At 69.7% G+C, this 17,170-nt stretch carries 16 protein-coding genes; 6 read left to right on the forward strand and 10 right to left on the reverse strand.

The genetic code is table 11. The features are described from left to right. The gene (locus ORV05_RS13140; RefSeq protein WP_268758767.1) at positions 1-342 is read right to left on the reverse strand and encodes an ArsR/SmtB family transcription factor; all 342 of its coding nucleotides are present in this window, start codon (positions 340-342) and stop codon (positions 1-3) included. Between the two features lie 172 nt (positions 343-514). Here ORV05_RS13140 and ORV05_RS13145 point away from each other — a divergent pair, with 172 nt between their 5' ends. Further along, positions 515-1,357 (forward strand): alpha/beta fold hydrolase, encoded by an 843-nt coding sequence (locus ORV05_RS13145; RefSeq protein ID WP_268758768.1) that lies wholly within the window; start codon positions 515-517, stop codon positions 1,355-1,357. Between the two features lie 309 nt (positions 1,358-1,666). Further along, positions 1,667-2,299 carry a hypothetical protein gene (locus tag ORV05_RS13150; protein ID WP_268758769.1) on the forward strand — a complete coding sequence of 211 codons (633 nt, stop codon included), beginning with the start codon at positions 1,667-1,669 and terminating at the stop codon, positions 2,297-2,299. A 54-nt stretch (positions 2,300-2,353) separates the two neighbouring features. Here ORV05_RS13150 and ORV05_RS13155 read toward each other — a convergent pair whose 3' ends face one another. Next, on the reverse strand, positions 2,354-2,830 hold the full coding sequence (locus ORV05_RS13155) for a nitroreductase family deazaflavin-dependent oxidoreductase (protein WP_268758770.1): 477 nt from the start codon (positions 2,828-2,830) through the stop codon (positions 2,354-2,356). Further along, positions 2,827-4,614: a chloride channel protein gene (locus ORV05_RS13160; RefSeq protein WP_268758771.1), complete on the reverse strand. Its 1,788-nt coding sequence runs from the start codon at positions 4,612-4,614 to the stop codon at positions 2,827-2,829. The genes ORV05_RS13155 and ORV05_RS13160 overlap by 4 nt, the downstream gene beginning before the upstream one ends. Positions 4,615-4,763: 149 nt before the next feature. Between ORV05_RS13160 and ORV05_RS13165 the strand changes: the two genes are divergently transcribed. Beyond that, complete coding sequence (locus tag ORV05_RS13165; protein ID WP_268758772.1) at positions 4,764-5,210, forward strand: MarR family winged helix-turn-helix transcriptional regulator; 447 nt, start codon at positions 4,764-4,766, stop codon at positions 5,208-5,210. 75 nt (positions 5,211-5,285) lie between these two features. On the opposite strand, the gene ORV05_RS13170 is transcribed toward ORV05_RS13165, so the two are convergent. Both ORV05_RS13170 and ORV05_RS13175 read right to left on the reverse strand, forming a co-directional pair. Beyond that, positions 5,286-6,737, reverse strand: coding sequence for a glutamate decarboxylase (locus ORV05_RS13170; RefSeq protein ID WP_268758773.1), 1,452 nt, complete (start codon positions 6,735-6,737; stop codon positions 5,286-5,288). A gap of 34 nt (positions 6,738-6,771) precedes the next feature. Continuing rightward, positions 6,772-7,602 (reverse strand): class II glutamine amidotransferase, encoded by an 831-nt coding sequence (locus tag ORV05_RS13175; protein ID WP_268758774.1) that lies wholly within the window; start codon positions 7,600-7,602, stop codon positions 6,772-6,774. Between the two features lie 167 nt (positions 7,603-7,769). On the opposite strand from ORV05_RS13175, the gene ORV05_RS13180 reads away from it, so the two are divergent. After that, entirely contained in the window at positions 7,770-8,018 is a 249-nt protein-coding gene (locus ORV05_RS13180; RefSeq protein WP_268758775.1) for a YrhK family protein, read from the forward strand. A 150-nt stretch (positions 8,019-8,168) separates the two neighbouring features. On the opposite strand, the gene ORV05_RS13185 is transcribed toward ORV05_RS13180, so the two are convergent. The 4 genes from ORV05_RS13185 to ORV05_RS13200 form a co-directional block, all read right to left on the reverse strand. Next, positions 8,169-9,740 (reverse strand): hypothetical protein, encoded by a 1,572-nt coding sequence (locus tag ORV05_RS13185; protein ID WP_268758776.1) that lies wholly within the window; start codon positions 9,738-9,740, stop codon positions 8,169-8,171. 138 nt (positions 9,741-9,878) lie between these two features. Next, on the reverse strand, positions 9,879-11,405 hold the full coding sequence (locus ORV05_RS13190) for a hypothetical protein (protein ID WP_268758777.1): 1,527 nt from the start codon (positions 11,403-11,405) through the stop codon (positions 9,879-9,881). A 255-nt stretch (positions 11,406-11,660) separates the two neighbouring features. Then, entirely contained in the window at positions 11,661-12,059 is a 399-nt protein-coding gene (locus ORV05_RS13195; protein ID WP_268758778.1) for a MerR family transcriptional regulator, read from the reverse strand. After that, positions 12,046-13,062 carry an MDR family NADP-dependent oxidoreductase gene (locus ORV05_RS13200; protein WP_268758779.1) on the reverse strand — a complete coding sequence of 339 codons (1,017 nt, stop codon included), beginning with the start codon at positions 13,060-13,062 and terminating at the stop codon, positions 12,046-12,048. The genes ORV05_RS13195 and ORV05_RS13200 overlap by 14 nt, the downstream gene beginning before the upstream one ends. Before the next feature lie 349 nt (positions 13,063-13,411). On the opposite strand from ORV05_RS13200, the gene ORV05_RS13205 reads away from it, so the two are divergent. Beyond that, entirely contained in the window at positions 13,412-13,561 is a 150-nt protein-coding gene (locus tag ORV05_RS13205) for a hypothetical protein (protein ID WP_268758780.1), read from the forward strand. Between the two features lie 98 nt (positions 13,562-13,659). Further along, positions 13,660-15,438 carry a right-handed parallel beta-helix repeat-containing protein gene (locus ORV05_RS13210; protein WP_268758781.1) on the forward strand — a complete coding sequence of 593 codons (1,779 nt, stop codon included), beginning with the start codon at positions 13,660-13,662 and terminating at the stop codon, positions 15,436-15,438. A gap of 520 nt (positions 15,439-15,958) precedes the next feature. On the opposite strand, the gene ORV05_RS13215 is transcribed toward ORV05_RS13210, so the two are convergent. Continuing rightward, on the reverse strand, positions 15,959-17,101 hold the full coding sequence (locus ORV05_RS13215) for a S8 family serine peptidase (protein WP_268758782.1): 1,143 nt from the start codon (positions 17,099-17,101) through the stop codon (positions 15,959-15,961). Positions 17,102-17,170: the final 69 nt, after the last annotated feature.

A 17,170-nucleotide genomic window follows, 5' to 3' on the forward strand; every position in this document is an offset into this window, starting at 1 on the left:
CTACTCCTCCTGCCTTGCCTGCTTGAGGTCCTGCACGTATGCGTCCAGCCGGTCGAAGCTCTCGTTCCAGAACCGCTCGAACCCGCCGGTCCACTCGTGGACCGCGCGCAATCCGCGGGCGTCAAGGCCGTACAGCCGCTGCTTGCCCGCCTTGCGGTCCCGCACCAACCCGACCTCCCGGAGCACCCGCAGGTGTTTGGACGCCCGCGGCTGGGCCATCCCGAGCTCCTGGGCCAACTCGGTCACCGGCCACTCGCCCGCCCGCAACAGCACCAGGATCTCCCGGCGCTGCGGCTCGGCGATCGCGTTGAAGACGTCCGATGTCGTCGCTGCTCGTGCCACGACCGCCATCATATGCCCATATCGGCATGCGTCAACCCGGCGGGGGCCATCCGCCGTCTTCTTTGGACGATCGCAAATGTGTCGAGGGCCGCGGGGTCGATCGTGCGCCGATGAGTTCGGGCGGCGCGCGAGGTCTACCTGACGTCTGATCGGGAAGGAGAGGCTTGTGCCGGTGAGTGAGCGCATGGTCGTGATCAACGGAGCGCAGAGTTGCGTGGAGGTGCGGGGCAGGGTGGACGATCCGAGCGTGCTGCTCGTCGGGTCGTCGATGTTGAGCTGGCCCGACGAGTTGTGCGAGCGGCTGGTGGCCGGAGGGCGACGGGTGATCCGTTACGACGTCCGCGACACCGGCCGCTCGGAGTCGTATCCGCCCGGCAAGCCTGGTTACTCCCTCGCGGACCTCGTTGACGACGCGGTCGGCGTGCTCGATGTGACCGCGACCGGGCGTGCGCACGTCGCGGGGATGTCGACCGGCGGCTGGATCGCCCAGTTGCTCGCCCTCGGCCATCCCGAGCGGGTCGCCACACTCACGCTGTTCGCCAGCCGGCCGAACGCGCCCGGCCCGGTCGACGACGACCTGCCCGGACACCACGACGCGGTCATGGAGGTGATCAGGAACACCCCGGAACCAGACTGGTCGGACAGGCGAGCCGTGGTCGATCGCCTCGTGCTGCAGGCCAGGACGTTCGCCGGGGCGGGCGCGTTCGACGAGGCTTGCGCTCGTGCGTACGCCGAGGCCGTTTTCGCCCGCACCACCAACGTCAAGTGTGCGACGAGCAACATCGCCTTCGCCGACCATGGCCCGCGCTGGCGCGAGCGGCTCGGCGAGATCACCGCGCCGACACTGGTGCTGCACGGCGAGGACGACCCGTTCTTCCCGATCGGCAACGGTGAGGCGCTCGCCGCCGAGATCCCCAACGCTCGTCTCGTCCGGCTTGATCGTGTCGGGCACGGGCTCCCGGCCCACGCCGTCACGGCCGTCGCGGAGGACCTGCTCGCGCACACAGCGAGCTGATCCGGCTTCCGGTCCGGCGGGCGGCCAGAGCGGATCGCAGGTATCGATCCGTCCGTCCGTGGCGGGCAGGTGTGGGGTCCCCGGGTGTTCGGACTTTGTGGTGAACCCCGGCTCGAACCGGTGTGGGAAGCGCTAGCCGACACCGAACTGGCGGCGCGCCTGTGGGCCGCCAGCGTCGATCTCACCGGCGTCAACCCCTTCGCATCGGCACGAGGCTGACTTCGCGGACTCCTGTCTGGTGGGTCGCTTCCATGCTGGGTGCAGGCGCTGCCCGCGCGGGGTAGGGAGCCTCAAGTAGGGTTCGGTGACGTGGACGACGGATGGGATTTCGACGAAGCCGCGGACTGGGAGTACGAAGACCAGGTTGGCCCGTCGAACCCAGTCGCACAGGTTCATCGACGATCTGGAGACCAACGCGCAGCGCATAATCTACGCCGCCGCGACTGTGTCCGAGATCGACCAGGCAAACGCCGACGGGTTCGACCGCGAACTCTCCGCGCCATCGGCGCCGGGCTCGTCATCGCTGCCGTCGCAGGCTATTTCGGCGTCACAGCCTTCTGGGACCACCACTTTCACAAGGGTGCGGCGACCGACCGCTGCGTATCCACCATCCGCACCGACCTTCAGTCGGAACTGGGCATCGCCGGGCTACCCGCACCACGCGACGCCGATATCGCCGCGCAGGCCGACTTCACCGGGGTCGATGCGCACAAGACGATCATCACCGAAGAGGCGGCCGGTGCGCTGCTGCGCAAGGGCACCTCGGCCGCGGCCGTGCTGGCCGTGTGGGAGGTCACCGGAAACGTGACCCTCGCGAATCTCCCCGCACGATCCGGCCTCGTCGGCAGTGACAACACGTTCGGCTGCACCGCAATGGTTTTCACGGACGGTTCGGTTGTGACGCTGGGTGATTCGGTGCGGGACCGGACCCGCGGCCCGTAGCGTCCGGCCGGAACCATTCGCACGTGCACTCAGTCCATCTGTGGAGGACGAACCTCAGTCGGTGGGCGTGAAGGCGACGGCGCGCAGCCTGATCACGGCGTCGCGGGCGGACGGGTCGGCCGGATCGAGGGGGATGCCCATCATCGGTGCCAGGTGCCGCCAGGCGCGGGGGTGCCGGTCGCGGTAGCCGCGCAGGATGCGCACCGTTTCGTCGAGTTCGAGGAGGCGGTGGCCGGGGTGTGCCCAGCGTTGCCGCCCGAGCCTGAGTTCGAGGGCGGGAGTGGCGGTGATGTTGCGGTACCAGTCGCTGCTTTCGCCCCAGGCGGAGACGACCACCGCTTCCGGCCGCACTGGGTCGTAGGCGACGACTTCCAGGACGGTTTCGCGCCGCAGTCCGGATTTGCGTCCTTTGTGGACGAGGTAGAGCAGCCGGTGCCCGAACAGGGCGCCGAGTCCGTTCCGGTAGAGCGCGATGGGGGCGCGGAAGAAGGCGCGGAGGAGCCCGCGGGGCGCGTGGTCGACGAGTCTCATCCTTGCTCCTGGCCGCGGAGCGCGGTGAGGATCGACTGGTGGGTGATCCAGCCGGTGAGGGTGCGGGTTTCGGGGTCGAGGACGGGGAGGCCGGTGCCTTGGGCGCCGGTGAGGGCGTCGAGTGCTTCGTTGACGGTTGATTCGCCAGTGAGCAGGGGTGGGAGCTCGGCGAGGTCGCCGACGGTGCGCGCGTCCGCTTGGTCGTTGCTGAGGGTTTCGGCCACGGCTTGGGCGGTGACGCAGCCCTGGTAGTCGCCGCCGGGGCCGAGGACGGGGAGGATGCCGTGGCCGGACAGGGCCAGGGCGCGGGCGGCGGTTTCGAGGCCGGTGTCGTGGCCGAGGGGCTGGGGGAGCGGTTCGAGGGCGGCTGCGGCGGGCAGGCGGGCGGCTCGGCGGGCTTGCGGGTGCTGGGTGAGGTCGACGCCGCGGCGGGTGAGTTTGAGGGTGTAGATGGTGTCGCGGGAGAGGGCCTTCCCGGTGAGGGTGGCGACCACGATCGCGGTGAGCATCGGCAGGATGATGGTGTACTGGCCGGTGAGTTCGAACAGGATGACCACGGCGGTGATGGGGGCGCGGGCGGCGCTGGCGAAGGCGGCGCCCATGCCGATCAGTCCGTACACGCCCGGGGACGCGGTCAGGCCGGGCAGGGCGGTGTGCGCGGCGATGCCGAAGGCGGTGCCGCCCATGGCGCCGATGAACAGCGAGGGCGCGAACACGCCGCCGGAGCCGCCGATGCCGATGGTCAGGCTGGTGGCGAGGATCTTCCCGGCGAGCAGGAGGAGCAGGAAGCCGAGGACGTAGCGGCCCTGGACGGCGTTCTGCAGGACGGGGTAGCCGACGCCGTACATCTCGGGCAGCAGCAGGAGGAGTCCGCCGAGGAGGAGCCCGCCGGCGGCGGGGCGCAGCCACTCGGGCCCGCGCCAGAGCCAGTCGCAGGCGTCCTCGACGAGGTAGAGCACGCGGGTGAACAGCACGCCGCAGGAACCGACGACGATGCCGAGCGCGACGAAGAGCAGGTATTCGACGGGATTGCGCAGCGCGAACGGGGGCAGGCTGAGGAAGGCGGCGTTGCCGAACACCGCCCGTCCGACCACGCTGGCGGTGACGCTGGAGAGCACCACCGCGCCGAAGGATTCGGCGGCGAAGTCCCGCAGGATCAGTTCCATCGCGAAGAACGGCCCGGCCAGCGGGGCGTTGAAGGTGGCCGCGATGCCCCCGGCAGCGCCGCAGGCGACCAGGACGCGCAACCGCCACTCGGGCAGCCGGGCGAGCCGCCCGAGGGTGGAGCCGAGTGCGGAGCCGATCTGCACGATCGGTCCTTCACGCCCCACCGAGCCGCCCGAGCCGATGGTCATCGCCGAGGCGAGCGCCTTGACCACGGTGACCTGGGCGGGGATGCGGCCACCCCGTTCGGCCACCGCGTACATCACCTCCGGCACCCCGTGGCCCCGGGCCTCCGGGGCGAAGCGATGCACCAGCGGGCCGTAGACGAGCCCGGCCAGTACCGGCGTGATCAGCAGGAACCACGGGCCGAGCGCGGGCAGCCAGGGGTGGGCCTGCCCGCCCGCGGCCGCGTAGTCGGCGTGCCCGGAGAACAGGCGGGTGAACGCCGTGATCAACCAGCGGAACGCGACCGCGCCCAGCCCCGAACCCGCCCCGATCGCCACCGAGAGCACCAGCAGACCGGTCGGGCTTTCCCGCAGCCACCGGGCCAGTGGCTGGTGCCGGGGTACGGGGACGGAGGCGGTTGCGGCGGGCTGGGTGCGGTTCTGGGCCACAGTCACTATTGCAGTATGCAACACTTGCGCACAGCACATGTTCCGGGATGGGGTAAAACAGTGCTATGTCCCCACGTCGTCCACCGCGTACCGTTGTGACCTCCGGCCCGGCCACGTCGTCCACCGCCGAGCCTGCCCCGGACGACGTGGATGTCATGACCGACGCCGTGCTCACCGCCTCACGGCTGCTGGTCGCGGTGTCGGCCCGCTCGATCGCGTCGGTGGACGAGTCGATCACGATCCCGCAGTTCCGGCTGCTGGTCGTGCTGGAAAGCCGGGGGCCGCTGAAGCTGACCACGCTGGCCGAGTACCTCGCGGTCAACCCCTCCACTGCCACGCGCATGGTCGACCGGCTCGTGGCCGCCGACCTGGTCAGCCGGGAGGCCAACCCCGCCTCGCGACGTGAACTCGTCGTGTCGCTCACCGAAACCGGGGCGGCCGTCGTGGCCGAGGTGACCCAGCGGCGGCGCGCGGAGATCACCCGCATCGTCGCCCGCATGCCCGTGAGCACCCGCCGTGGGCTGGTGCGCGCGCTCACCGCGTTCACCGAGGCCGGGGACGAGCCCTCCCTCCGCGACGGCACCGACACCCTGTGGGTGTGATCCGAATGACGCTCGTCGACCGGCTGTCCGAGGCCGGTGGCGTCCAGGCCGGAGTTCGGCTTCGCGGAAAGGCCGTCAGCGGGGGCGTCCGGGCTCCTTTCCCGCGTGGTGGATCCCGGTGTGGCCGGACTCCGCGCCGTGCGAGAAGGTGGCGGATTCGGTGCCGTGCTGGGGTTTGTCCTGGCCCCGTAGCCGGGGCAAGGCACGGCGGAGGTCGTCGAGCAGCAGGTCGGCCATGTCGTGGGTGAAGCCGTTGCGCACGACGATCCGCAGCACGGCGAGGTCTTCGCGGTGGCGGGGGAAGGTGTAGGCGGGCACGAGCCAACCGTGTTCGCGCAGGGCCGCGGAGACGTCGAAGACGGAGTAGCCGGTCTCGCCCTCGGCGAGGGTGAAGGCGAAAACCGGGAGTTGCCTGCCGTCGGTGAGCAGCCGGAAGGCGCCGAGTCCGGCGATGCGGTCGGCCAGTTCCGAGGCCACCTCGCGGCAGTACCGCTGCACGCGCCGGTACCCGTCGTGCCCCAGGCGGATGAAGTTGAAGTACTGGGCGGCGACCTGGGCGCCGGGGCGGGAGAAGTTGAGGGCGAAGGTGGGCATCTCGCCGCCGAGGTAGTTGACGTGGAACACGAGGTCGTCGGGCAGTGCGTCGCCGTCGCGCCACACCACCCAGCCGACACCGGGATACACGAGCCCGTACTTGTGCCCGGAGGTGTTGATGGAGGCCACGCGGGGCAGCCGGAAGTCCCACTCCAGGTCTGGGTCGCAGAAGGGGGCGATCATGCCGCCCGAGGCGCCGTCGACGTGGACGGGGATGTTCCAGCCGCGTTCGGCCTGCAACCGGTCAAGCGCGGCGCAGATGTCGGCCACCGGTTCGTAACTGCCGTCGAAGGTGGATCCGAGCACGGCGACCACGCCGATGGTGTTCTCGTCGCAGTACTTCACCGCTTCCTCGGCGGTGAGGTGGAAGCGGTCGCCGTCCATCGGCACCAGCCGGGCCTCGACGTCCCAGTAGTTGGCGAACTTTTCCCAGCACACCTGCACGTTGATGCCCATGACGAGATTCGGCCGGGCCCCGTTCCGCCCCTCCTCGGGGCGGCTGTGCTGCCAGCGCCGCTTGAGAGCCAGACCGGCCAGCATGCACGCCTCGCTCGAACCGGTGGTCGAGCAGCCGGTGGGGTGGTCGGGGTCGGTGGCGTGCCACAGGTCGGCGAGCATCCGCACGCACCGCTGCTCGAGCTCGGCGGTACGCGGGTACTCGTCCTTGTCGATCATGTTCTTGTCGAAGCACTCGGCCATCAGGGTCCGTGCCTCTTCCGACATCCAGGTTGTGACGAAGGTGGCGAGGTTGAGCCGGGCGTTGCCGTCGAGCATCAGTTCGTCGTGCACGATCTGGTAGGCGGTCGCCGCATCCAGTTCACCCTCCGGGAGCCGGTCGCGGGGGATGCGCACGGGTTCGCGGGTGAAGACGGGGTTGACCCCGAGCTCCTTGCGGCCGGTGCGCTCCGGGCCGGACGAGTGGGCCAGTGGCATGGCGGCGCTCCTTTTCGGCAGTGGTCGTGGCGGGTCATTGGCCGGATTGCGACGCCTTCGCGTGGGCCCCGAGATCGTCGAGGGTGAGCTGGTGGCGGGGTGGCTGGTCGAGGATCATCCGGTGGGTGAGGGTCAGGTCCGGTCCGACGTGCAGCAGTTCGCCGGAGCGCAGGTTGTGCCAGCCGGGGTCTTCGTCCATCCGCTCGCTCGCCACCACGGCGGCGGGGTGCCGGGCCAGTGCGCCGGAACGAGCGCGGATGCGCCCGGCGGGGCTGGCGTGGTCGAGGTGGCGGTCGCCGTGGGTGCCACCGGCGGTGCGCTGGAGCACGAACAGGTCGTGTGTTGCGGGGTAGCGCAGGGCCCAGAGCTCGGTGGGCGTGGTCAGGACGAGGTTGATGGCGTAAAGGGGCAGGTGTCCGGCGACCCAGCGGCCGGCGGTGGTGATGCCGGCGGTGATGTCGCCGTCGTGCCGGTCGATGTGGCGGGTGATGAGGGCGAAGAACCGCTCCGAATCGGTGTCGCCGCACACCAGGTCCCGGTACTCGCCGAGTTCACTGTCCAATGTGGTCAGATCACCGATGACTCCGTTGTGTGCGAAGATCCGGCCGTGCTGGGTGAACGGGTGGGTGTTGCGCGGGTCCAGTCCGCCGGTGGAGGCGTAGCGGACGTGTGCGACGAACGTGGCGGATTCCCGTTCTTTGGCCTCTTCGGCGAAGCTTCGGTCCTGGTAGGCGGCCAGCGGTTGTTTCTCCACCAGTGCGGTCCCGTCCGCGCGGAAGGTGCCGAGCCCGGTGCCGTCCGGTTCGCGGCGGCTTTGCCGCGCGAGGCTGTCCGGCGCCTCCAGCAGCCAGAACGTCGCACTCACGCGCTCTGGACTTGCGGACAAACCGAACAAGCGGCACATCGCCGACCTCCTGGCTTCGGGGGGAACTCCCACTCCACCTACCACGGCCGGACGGGACCAAACGAGTTGGCGAAAAGACTCGCGGTGGTTTCACGAGGAGTCACACCGGACACCCGGGAGACATGAGCATGAGGGGTTTCATCCGCGAGTTCCCGACGGTCCACCTCGTGATCGGCGTGGCTGGTAACGTCATCTTCTTCGTCGGGAGCGTTCTGTTCCTGTGGTCGTGGGCCGAGCAGTCCGCGATCTGGCTGTTCATCATCGGCTCGTTCGGCATGATGCTGGGCGCGATCGGCCAGGCGGTCTACATCCACGAACGCCACCGCCTGAACGGGGCGCCGGGGGAGTGGCGCGCCCGGGAGACGGTGCCGCAATGAGGAAACCCCTGGCTGTTCGCCGTGTTGCCGCTATCCGGATGTCGCGACGCCGCGGGGCCTCGGCAACGCCCTGCACCTGCCGAGGCGGACGGTTCACCAGATGGTTCGTCTACTGTGGATACTGCCGGCCGGCCGACGGCAGCGCACAAGCTACGGTGCCGTCGGGTCAGCCGCTCTCGCCGCTTGCTCGTGCAGCCGGGCAAGCACCTGCTCCTGTCGGGGGCCGACCGGTTGTTCCGCGATCTCGTCGAGGCGCCGCACGATTCGCTCCAGCCCGGGGCAATCGTGCACGCCCCTGCCCTTGAGTCCGGCACCGTCGATCCGGTTCGGGAACGGGGCCAGTGCGGGATGGTCGCTGGTGAGCGGTTCGCCGGCGCGGCGCGGAAGGATCGCCTGCCCGAGAGGGTCGGGCATGCAGGGTTCGAGCAGGATCACGGTGTCGTCGGTGCGCCCTTGGGCGACCAGTTCGGCGAGTTCGCTGGACAGCGCGGGCGTCAGCTCGTCGGCCCAGACGACAATCTGGCCGGCGGCCGCGATCAGCGTGCACACGGTCTGGAACCACGTCGCGCCTGGCAGGTAGAGCCGGTTGCTCGCGACGAACTTGCCGGCGTACCGGTCGACCTCCAGGTGACCGGCGGTGGTGCTGGCAACCTGGATCAGCGGCACCATGGTGTCGAGATCGGCGAGCACGGACTCCGCATCCCGGTAACTGATCACCGTCGTGTGATCGGCTGGGTCCTCGTCCAGCATGAACTCGGCCGAGGTGATGCCGGATCGCTCGGTCATCTCGAAGTTCCGCAGCAAAAGCACGTATGGTTGGCCTGCGCACACCCAGGATCGCAGAGTCCCGGCCGATCGCGTGTGCACGCGACGGGCCTGTTCCACGATCACGTCCTCCGTGCGGCTGTCCGGGTACCAGTAGCGCTCTCGTCGCAGGTAGCCCAGCTGGAATTCGGGCTCGGCGAACGCGATTCGGTCCAGGACGCGGTCGGCGTACCGTGCGATCGCCACCCAGCGGTCCAGATCCTCATCCAGTCCGGGCGGTGTGTCGCCGAGCCTTTCGACAGTCTCGGCGAACGCGCGCCGGGCCGCGGGCTCGTCGCCGAACTGGAGGGCGAGCAGCGCCGAGTTGACGAGCGCCTGGGCGACGCGGCTCTGCAACTCCGGGTCCGTGGTTCGCTGCCAGCGCTGCGCGATCTCGGCCCATATCTCGTCGACGTGGGCTCGGCGGGTGTCCCAGGGTGTGCCCGCCGCGCCGCGCAGCAGCGCGATCTGCACGAGCGCCCGGCAGACCGCCCTCTCGAGCTCGACGGATGCGCTCGTACCGGCGCGGTCGACAGCCTCCCGCAGCACCCGCTGGGCGGCGGAGCTGTGTTCCGGGCTGTCGACCGCAAGGTGCACGCAGTCATCGGTCAAGCCCATGATCACCCGCCAGGCGAGGCGGGGGTCGGAGTGGCCGGCGTAGTGCTGCGCGAGCCAGCCGAGCACGAGGAACGCGTCGTCGAACAGGCCTCGGAGGCCGATCCCCATCCCGATCTCGAACAGGGCGAACGAGTGGTCGTTGTCGCTGCTCTCCGCCGCGACCTCGCCGAACAGCCACGCTCGGAACAAGCGGTCGCCCTCGTCCGCCGATACGCCACGCCGGAACTCCTGCCAGTGAGCGAGTACGCCGTCGATCACCGCGTCCCGGCTGAACCCCGCAGCCGCCCAAGGATCCCCCATGGCATCGACTGTGCCACGGGGCCAAGGGCAGGCACAACGGCGTTGCTGGACCACCTCGGTCACCTTGTCGAGGCTGTCCTGCACATCGGACAGCCGTGCAGCAGTGCCGGAATCAGCCTGGCGGGCCGGAAACACCGATCAGGGAACAGATCCCGGGATCAGTGGTTTTATGGCTGCGAGCGGGAGGAACGCATTGGCGGCTGCTGCTTCCACTGTTTGCCAGTCGTCGTCGTTGAGCAGTTGAGTGATGACCAAGGGCGGCAGGGCGGGGTGGCCCGCAGCGTGTGGCCTTGCCCGTTTGTCGGATAGGCAAGCGAGCAGTGCTGAGGCGGTCGCGTTGGGGTGTCGGGCGATTGCGCGGAAAGCTTTTCGTGCCGCTGGCTCGTGCCGGACCAGATCGTGCAGTAGTGCCGGCGAGGCATCCGGGTTCATGGCCACGGCGGCGAGGACCTTTACTCCGTGCCTTTCGATCATGGTGCGCAGATGGGCTTCGTGCAGGCCCGGGTGCGGCGCGATGGACTTGGCTACTTTGGCGTCGGGGTCGGCGGCAAGCGTTTCCCTGACCTTCGCCGGGAGGTCACGCCGTTGGGCCAGGAGCATCCGTATCACCGGATTTGGTGAGGCGGCCAGTTCCTGGACTTCGACGGGGGAGGCGGCGGCGATCCGCGGAAGCAGGGTCGGGCCGATTTTGGTGGTGCGGGCCAGGTCGTTGAGTACGTCGAGCGGGACGTTCGGATTGTGGGCGAGTCTGCGCTGGACGTCATGGCCCTGGTCGTGGGCCAGCACGCGGATCAGGGTGTCGTCGATCGCGGGGTTCTCGGCGAGTTCGCTGCGGACACCGGGGATCGGATCCTCGGCGAGTCGCCGGTGGATTGCCGGTGGCAGGTCGAGCCGGGCGGCGAGTTGTTGGCGCAGCAACATCGAGGGATGGTCGGCGAAGGCGATTACGGCCGCTGCGGGCGAAGCCGGATTTCGCAGGGCTCGGTGGTGCATTTCCGTGACGGTGGATTCGTGGGAACCGTGACAGGCGGCACCCGGCCGCAGAGTACAGTCGGTACGCGGGCAGTGCGGATCGTGCACGAACGGGATTTCCTCGCGGTCGCAGACCAGGCACCTGGTCGCAGCCAGAAGTCCTTCGCCCGTGAGCAGTGCAGCCAGCACGGCTGGGGGCGTCGCCTCGTTGAGAGCCGCCGCGCTGCGCACCTCGGCATGCGGATGCTCGGCAAGCCGCGCGGCAATTACTGCCGATGTCGTCCACAACGCGAGTTCCGCGACAACCCGAGGGTCGGGGTCGGCAGCGAGCACGTCCACCACATCGGCGGCAAGACCAGGACAGCCGGCCAGCGTCAGCCTGTGCTCGACGACGGCATCCGTCGCGAGCTCGCGTGCCCACGCAGGGTTACCAGCTCCCTTCGCGAGCAGGGCAAGCGCAGCGCGCGGCTGTTTCGCAGGATCAACCACGTCCGTGGTGAGCAGCCCAGCGACGACAAGCCGCGCCACGGTCGCCGGGCGCCGGGCGGCGAGCGCGACAGCCTGCGTCACGCTCAGATCCACGCGATCCGCGAGTGCGATGGCCATCTCCTCATCCGCGATCTCGATCAGCCGATCGACCAGCTCTGACGGCAGGGCCGGATTGGCGGCGATCCCGTACAGGACATGGTTCACGCGAACACCCTGGCTATGACCCTTCGGGACTGTTGTCGTGGAGAGTTCGTGGTTTGCACGACCACCGGCGCGAGAAAGGCGTATAACGATGTATTCAACGGCTCACGCTGCCGCGCAATGGAATCCCCGGGCAGGGCAGTACAGGGTTGTCGCCGAACAGGCGACCAGCGCGCCGGCCGCTCGCCGCAACCCAGCAGCACGTTTTGACTGGACCTTCGCCCCTGCTCGGCGTCCCGTTTGATGCAGAGAGACTTGTCAGGTCAACTGGTCTACCTCCGCTGATTCGGGTCTGTCGTCGAGAAGAGTCGCGAGACGATCGCGCAGCGCGGTGATCTCGATCAGGTGCCGTTCGAGGGTGGCGAGCCGGGCGCGGGTGGTGGCGATGGCGGTGGCGCAGCGTGGGGAGGCAGGGCCGTTGCCGGCGAGCCGATCGGGCACTGGTTCGTCGAGCAGCGTGACGAAGGTGGCCAGGTCGGTCAGGGTGAAACCGGTCGCCTGCAACAGTTGGATACTGCGTATGCGGTGCAGTTCCCGCTGGCCGTAGTCGCGATACCCGGCTGTGGTGCGGGGCGGGTCGAGCAGGCCATGCTGTTCATACCAGCGCAGCGCGCGAGCGGTGGTCCCGGTGGCCCGGGCGGCTTCAGTGATCCGCATTGTCCAAGTGCACCACAACGGTGCCGCGGGTGCGTCCGGCGAACAAGTCCAAGAGGGCACCGACAGCGGCGTCCAAGCCGTCGACGCGGTGCTCGGCCGGCACGATCTGCCCATCGGCCAGCCAGTTCGCGAGCTGAGTGGGCCAGGCCGCGACCAGGTCGGGATGGTCTGCCGGGGTGAACCCGGCCAGGGTCAGGCGCTTGCCGATCACGCTCATGAGGTCCAGTTCCACGCCGCCGTGCCCGTCGCCGAACTGGGAGGCGAGTGCGCCGCAGAGCGCGAAGCGGGCCCGCGGGCGGGCAATGCTGATCGCCGCCTGGAGTTGCGTACCGCCCACGGTGTCGAAGACTACGTCCAGCCCGTCCGGCGCGGCCGCGCTCAGCGCGGCAGGGAGGCCGGGGTCGCGGTAGTCGAGCACCTGGTCGTAGCCGAGGGTGCGCTCGGCCCACGCCGCCTTCTCCGGGGAGCCGGCGGTGCCGATCACCCGGGCGGCACCCAGCAGGCGGGCGATCTGCCCGGCCAGTGACCCCACCGAGCCGGCGGCGCCGGTGACCAGCACCGTGTCGCCTGCCCGGACACCGCCGACCGCCGCCAGCCCGACGTAGGCCACCGGACCTGGCAGCAGGTGCGCCACGGGATCGGACAGCACCGTTTCGTCGATCGGGGTGAATCCGGATGCGGGCCCCCAGGACAGGTCCCGCCAGCCGGCCTGGTGCCGCACCCGCTGCCCGGGCCGCAGGGCGGGGCTGGCCGAGTCGATCACTTCGCCGACCGCCGGTCCGAACAGCGCGGCGTCGACCGGATAGGGCGGCAGTGGGGCGCTCGTGCCCAGGATCAGGCCGCGCATCACCGCGCCCAGCCCGAGATGGGTGTTACGCACCAGCACCTCGCCCTCAGCCAGTTCCGGAACTGGCACGGACGCAACGGTGAAGTCGGCCGGGGCCGGGTCGGTGGCGGGGCGACGGGTCAAGTGAACCTGGCGAGACAGGGAAGGAAGAGGCACGAGACGAGACGTTAAGGGCTGACGTGCCCGTCAAGGTCAAGCCCTTCAGACGTTTTGTCGCGGCGTATCCGAGATGCCGATGCAATCTGCCCGTGCCGCTGTTGGCGGGAACGAGACGCTAGGCCGCGGAGTTCGAGCAGCGCCGCTGAATACGCAGCAGCCACTGATGAAAGCTCATCGACAGTCCGCTGCTGAACAGACGGCTGAAGGTTCGTTTGCTCGAGCCGGTTCCGCGCCCCAAGCTCCGCCCCTGCGTTGACCATCGGGGGCGAGCTGACCAGGATAGTTCGCTGGATGCTGTCCGGATCGCCGGACGACAACCCGAGCAGGGTCGCCGCGGAGTGGGCCGGTGATCCGCGCGGGCCTGGTCGACGAGATCGTCGTGCACACCGCGCCCGTGCTGCTGGGCAAGGCCGACTGGCGGTGGACGAGCGAGTCGAACTGGAGCCCGTACACCTCGGCAGTACTGGGCCGATGGCCGACCTGCACTACCGCGTAATGAGGGACCTGCAGGTCGGCTGAGGAAAGCGCTTTTCCAACGGCGGCGGACGTGTCACCATCGATGGCCGGTACCGGTGACACCGGCAGGAGGCGACGATGCCCGTCCGATCCCGATCGGCCCGCCTGGTCCTGGGCGTGGCGCTGGCCACGCTCGTGACCGGTTCGGTCCCCGCGTACGGCACAACCGCCACCACGAGCGCGCCACGCGTATTCCGGGTGGGGACCTGGAACGGGATCGCTGGTGACCAGCCGAGCATCGAGGCCGCGGTCGCCGCAGCCGGACCGGGGGACTGGATTCTCGTCGGCCCCGGCGACTACCACCCGCGGATGGACTACGCCGACCCCCAGCGGAGCCCGAACGCCCCGGCCGGCGTGCTGATCACCACGCCGGGCCTGCACCTGCGGGGCATGGACCGCACCGGCGTGGTGATCGACGGAACCAGACCGGGGGCGGCTCCCTGTTCGCCGGACCCCGCAGACCAGGACTACGGGATTCCGGACGCCGCGGGCAAACCGAGCGGCCGCAACGGAGTCGAAGCCCTGCTGACCAGCGGCGTCACCTTCGACAACTTCACCGTCTGCAACTTCCTCTCGGGCAGCGCGGACAGCGGGAACGAGATCTGGTGGAACGGCGGGGACGACTCCGGCAGGATCGGCCTTGGCGCCTGGTGGGGCAGCTTCCTCTCCGCGACGTCGACGTTCTACGACCCCGGGCACCCGGAAAGCGCCGCCCAGTACGGCCTCTTCGTGTCCAATTCGGACGGCCCGGGTTCGATGACCGATACCTACGCCAGCAACTTCAGCGACTCCGGTTACTACATCGGCGCGTGCGGCGACTGCAACGCCGTGATCGACCGGGGACACGCGGAGTTCAACGCGCTGGGCTACTCGGGCACGAATTCCGGCGGGCATCTGCTCGTGCAGAACTCCGAGTTCGACGACAACAAGGATGGGTTCGACACCAACAGCCAGAACAGCGCGGACCCGCCGAGCCCGCAGGACGGCACCTGCCCGAACGGGGAAACCGGGCCCACCGGAACCCGTTCCTGCTGGGTGTTCCGGAACAACTACGTGCACGACAACAACAATCCCGACGTGCCGGGCGTGGGCGTCGCCGGTTCCGGGCCCGTCGGCACCGGGATCTCCCTGGCGGGCGCGCGCAACGACACGGTGGTGCACAACCGGTTCGTCAACAACGGTTCGTGGGCGGTGCTGACCACGGTGTTTCCGGACACCGCGCCCGCTTCCGCGAGCAACGTGCCGGACTGCCACGGCGGCGTGTTGGGCGGCAGCGCGTTCGGTGTCACCGTCCCGTGCCTGTACGACGTGTGGGGCAACGAGATCGCGGACAACACCTTCACCGGCAACGGCGGGTTCGGCAACCCCACCAACGGCGACCTCGCCGATCTCTCCCTGCCGCCCGCCGAGTCGCCCGGCGCGCCGGGCGACTGCTTCCACGGCAACACCGGAACCAATGGCGTGCCCGCGACGAGTTGGCCGCTGACGCTGCAGATCACGCAGGGCACCTGCGGCTGGCCGGTGTATCCGGACCCGGGGTCGGACGCGGTGCTCGCCGCCGAGGTCGGCTGCGCCACGCAGGCGTTGTTCCCCTGCCCGCCTAACCTGCCCGCGGCCGCCTACCCGCGGCGCGGCACGGTGGTCATGCCCGCGCTGCCTCGTCAGCCGACGATGGCGGACCCCTGCGCCGGGGTGCCCGTGAGCAACCCGTGGTGCCCGGACGCGCTCCCGGCCGCTTCGGCAGCCGGGAGCCCGCGCGGGATCGCGGACCGGTATCCGGCCGCGGTGTTCATCGCCGCAGGTCCCAACCCCAGAGGCGCCAGCCGTCGCCGCCGCGGCAGGGGTGGACCCCGGTGACCAGGCCGAGGTCTACGGCTTCTGGTCGCGAAACCGGCTGATCGGGGCCGACCGCGCGGTTCAGCGCCGGCGGCACAGAATATCGAGGGTCGTACCGAAGGTCGCGTTGAAACCGTCGTTGTAATCCCTGTTGTATTCGTTCTCCCTGGAACGGTGCCGTCGCGGAGGGTATCGATGCCTGTTGAGGCAGCCGGCCTGTCGGGCCGCCCTTACGGCTTCTTGCCTGCCTGCGACAGAGCCGTCTCGATAACCTTGTGTGCGCGGTCCTGGCGCGCCCCGGCGGCTGCAGATAGGCGGCCGTCACCACGGAATGTTGATCCGCCGCCACTGTCTGGGGGGCCGCCGCCGGTGCGAGCGACAGGGCCGCCGCCACGGCGAGCGGACCGGTGAGCAGTGTCATACCTCGTTTCGTGCGCATAACTGCACCTTTTCCAACCGGCGGTCACGGACACTCGGGCAGGCGGCACGGCGACGCGTCGTAGGGCACGGTTCGGACAGGTCTCGAGTTCGTCGTGGATACCTATTGCCGCCGGGTTCGTCTCCGCCGAGAGCGCAGTTTCTGCCAGGCGATGCCGAGGCCGATCGCGAGCAGGCCGGCGGGCGCGGCGAGCCATGGCCAGAGGGTGGTGCTGCCCGCGGGGGGAGCGGACGCGGCCGATGGCTGGGACAGCGGTGGTGCCGGGGCGGGTGCAGCGGTGGCCGTCGCGGAATCGTCGCGGGGAAGCAGGGGATTGGTGGTGTCGGTGGGAGGTGGTGCGTTCAGGGCGGCGACCGGGTTGATGGTGCCGTAGCCGAGTCGGTCGTCGATCCTGCTGCCGCCGCTGGAGGCGGTGGTGATCATGGTGCGGATGACCTGGCCGGCGGTCCAGCCGGGGTGGATGCTGAGGAGCAGGGCGGCTTCGGCGGCGGTCAGCGGTGCGCTGAAGGAGGTGCCGGACAGGGTCAGTTCGGGCGGGTTGGAGTAGACCAGCGGGATGTCGACCGCGGGGGCGGCGACGGTGATGTGCGGTCCCGATTCGGAGCCGGGCCAGGCCTGGCCGTGCTGGTCGCTACCGGCCACGGCGACGACTCCCGGGCAGCCGGCCGGAAACTTCCGTTCACTGGCGCCACTTCCCGAATTGCCCGCGCTGGCCACGACGATCACCTGGTGGTCCTGCGCGTAGCGAACCGCGTCGAGCAGACCGGCGGGCTCGTCGCGGTAAGCGAGGGAGATGCTGACCACGCGGGCCCCGTGGTCGACTGCGTAACGCAGTGAGTCGGGTAGGTACGAGGCGGTCTGCAGGTGCAGTCCGAGGATCTTGGCGTCCGGCGCGAGGCCCTGCTCGCCCTGGGCGCCACCGCCGTGACCGGCGATCAACAGGGCCGCCCAGGTGGCGTGGAACTGGCCCTGCGATCCGCCGTCCGGACGCAGGGTGGTGGAGTCGAGGTCGGCGTACCCGCTGTCGACGACCGAGCCCGCCAACTCGGGCCGGCCGGGGTCGAGCCCGGTCTCGTCGATGACGGCAACCGTGACGCCCGTGCCGGTGGAGTGGGTCCACGCCCCGGTCGCGTCCAAGTGGGCCGCGTCCAGGAACCACTCCCGGCCGGGCAGCGGGTCCGCCCACCCCGGCACCGGCGCGTGGATCGACGCCGTGAGCAGGAATGCCGCGAGCACAGCGGTCACCCGCCATACCCGTCTGCCAGGACGATGGTCGCTGCCGCCGGCCGGCGAAGAAGTGGTCATGGCGGTTGG

Source organism: Amycolatopsis cynarae (assembly GCF_026802195.1).
Classification (GTDB): Bacteria; Actinomycetota; Actinomycetes; order Mycobacteriales; family Pseudonocardiaceae; genus Amycolatopsis_E; species Amycolatopsis_E rhizosphaerae.

Coding starts and splice junctions, on each gene's coding strand:
- ORV05_RS13155 (WP_268758770.1), bottom strand. CDS start 2,830: ATGAGACTCGTCGACCACGCGCCCCGCGGGCTCCTCCGCGCCTTCTTC.
- ORV05_RS13165 (WP_268758772.1), top strand. CDS start 4,764: ATGACCGACGCCGTGCTCACCGCCTCACGGCTGCTGGTCGCGGTGTCG.
- ORV05_RS13170 (WP_268758773.1), bottom strand. CDS start 6,737: ATGCCACTGGCCCACTCGTCCGGCCCGGAGCGCACCGGCCGCAAGGAG.
- ORV05_RS13180 (WP_268758775.1), top strand. CDS start 7,770: ATGAGGGGTTTCATCCGCGAGTTCCCGACGGTCCACCTCGTGATCGGC.
- ORV05_RS13185 (WP_268758776.1), bottom strand. CDS start 9,740: ATGGGGGATCCTTGGGCGGCTGCGGGGTTCAGCCGGGACGCGGTGATC.
- ORV05_RS13195 (WP_268758778.1), bottom strand. CDS start 12,059: ATGCGGATCACTGAAGCCGCCCGGGCCACCGGGACCACCGCTCGCGCG.
- ORV05_RS13210 (WP_268758781.1), top strand. CDS start 13,660: ATGCCCGTCCGATCCCGATCGGCCCGCCTGGTCCTGGGCGTGGCGCTG.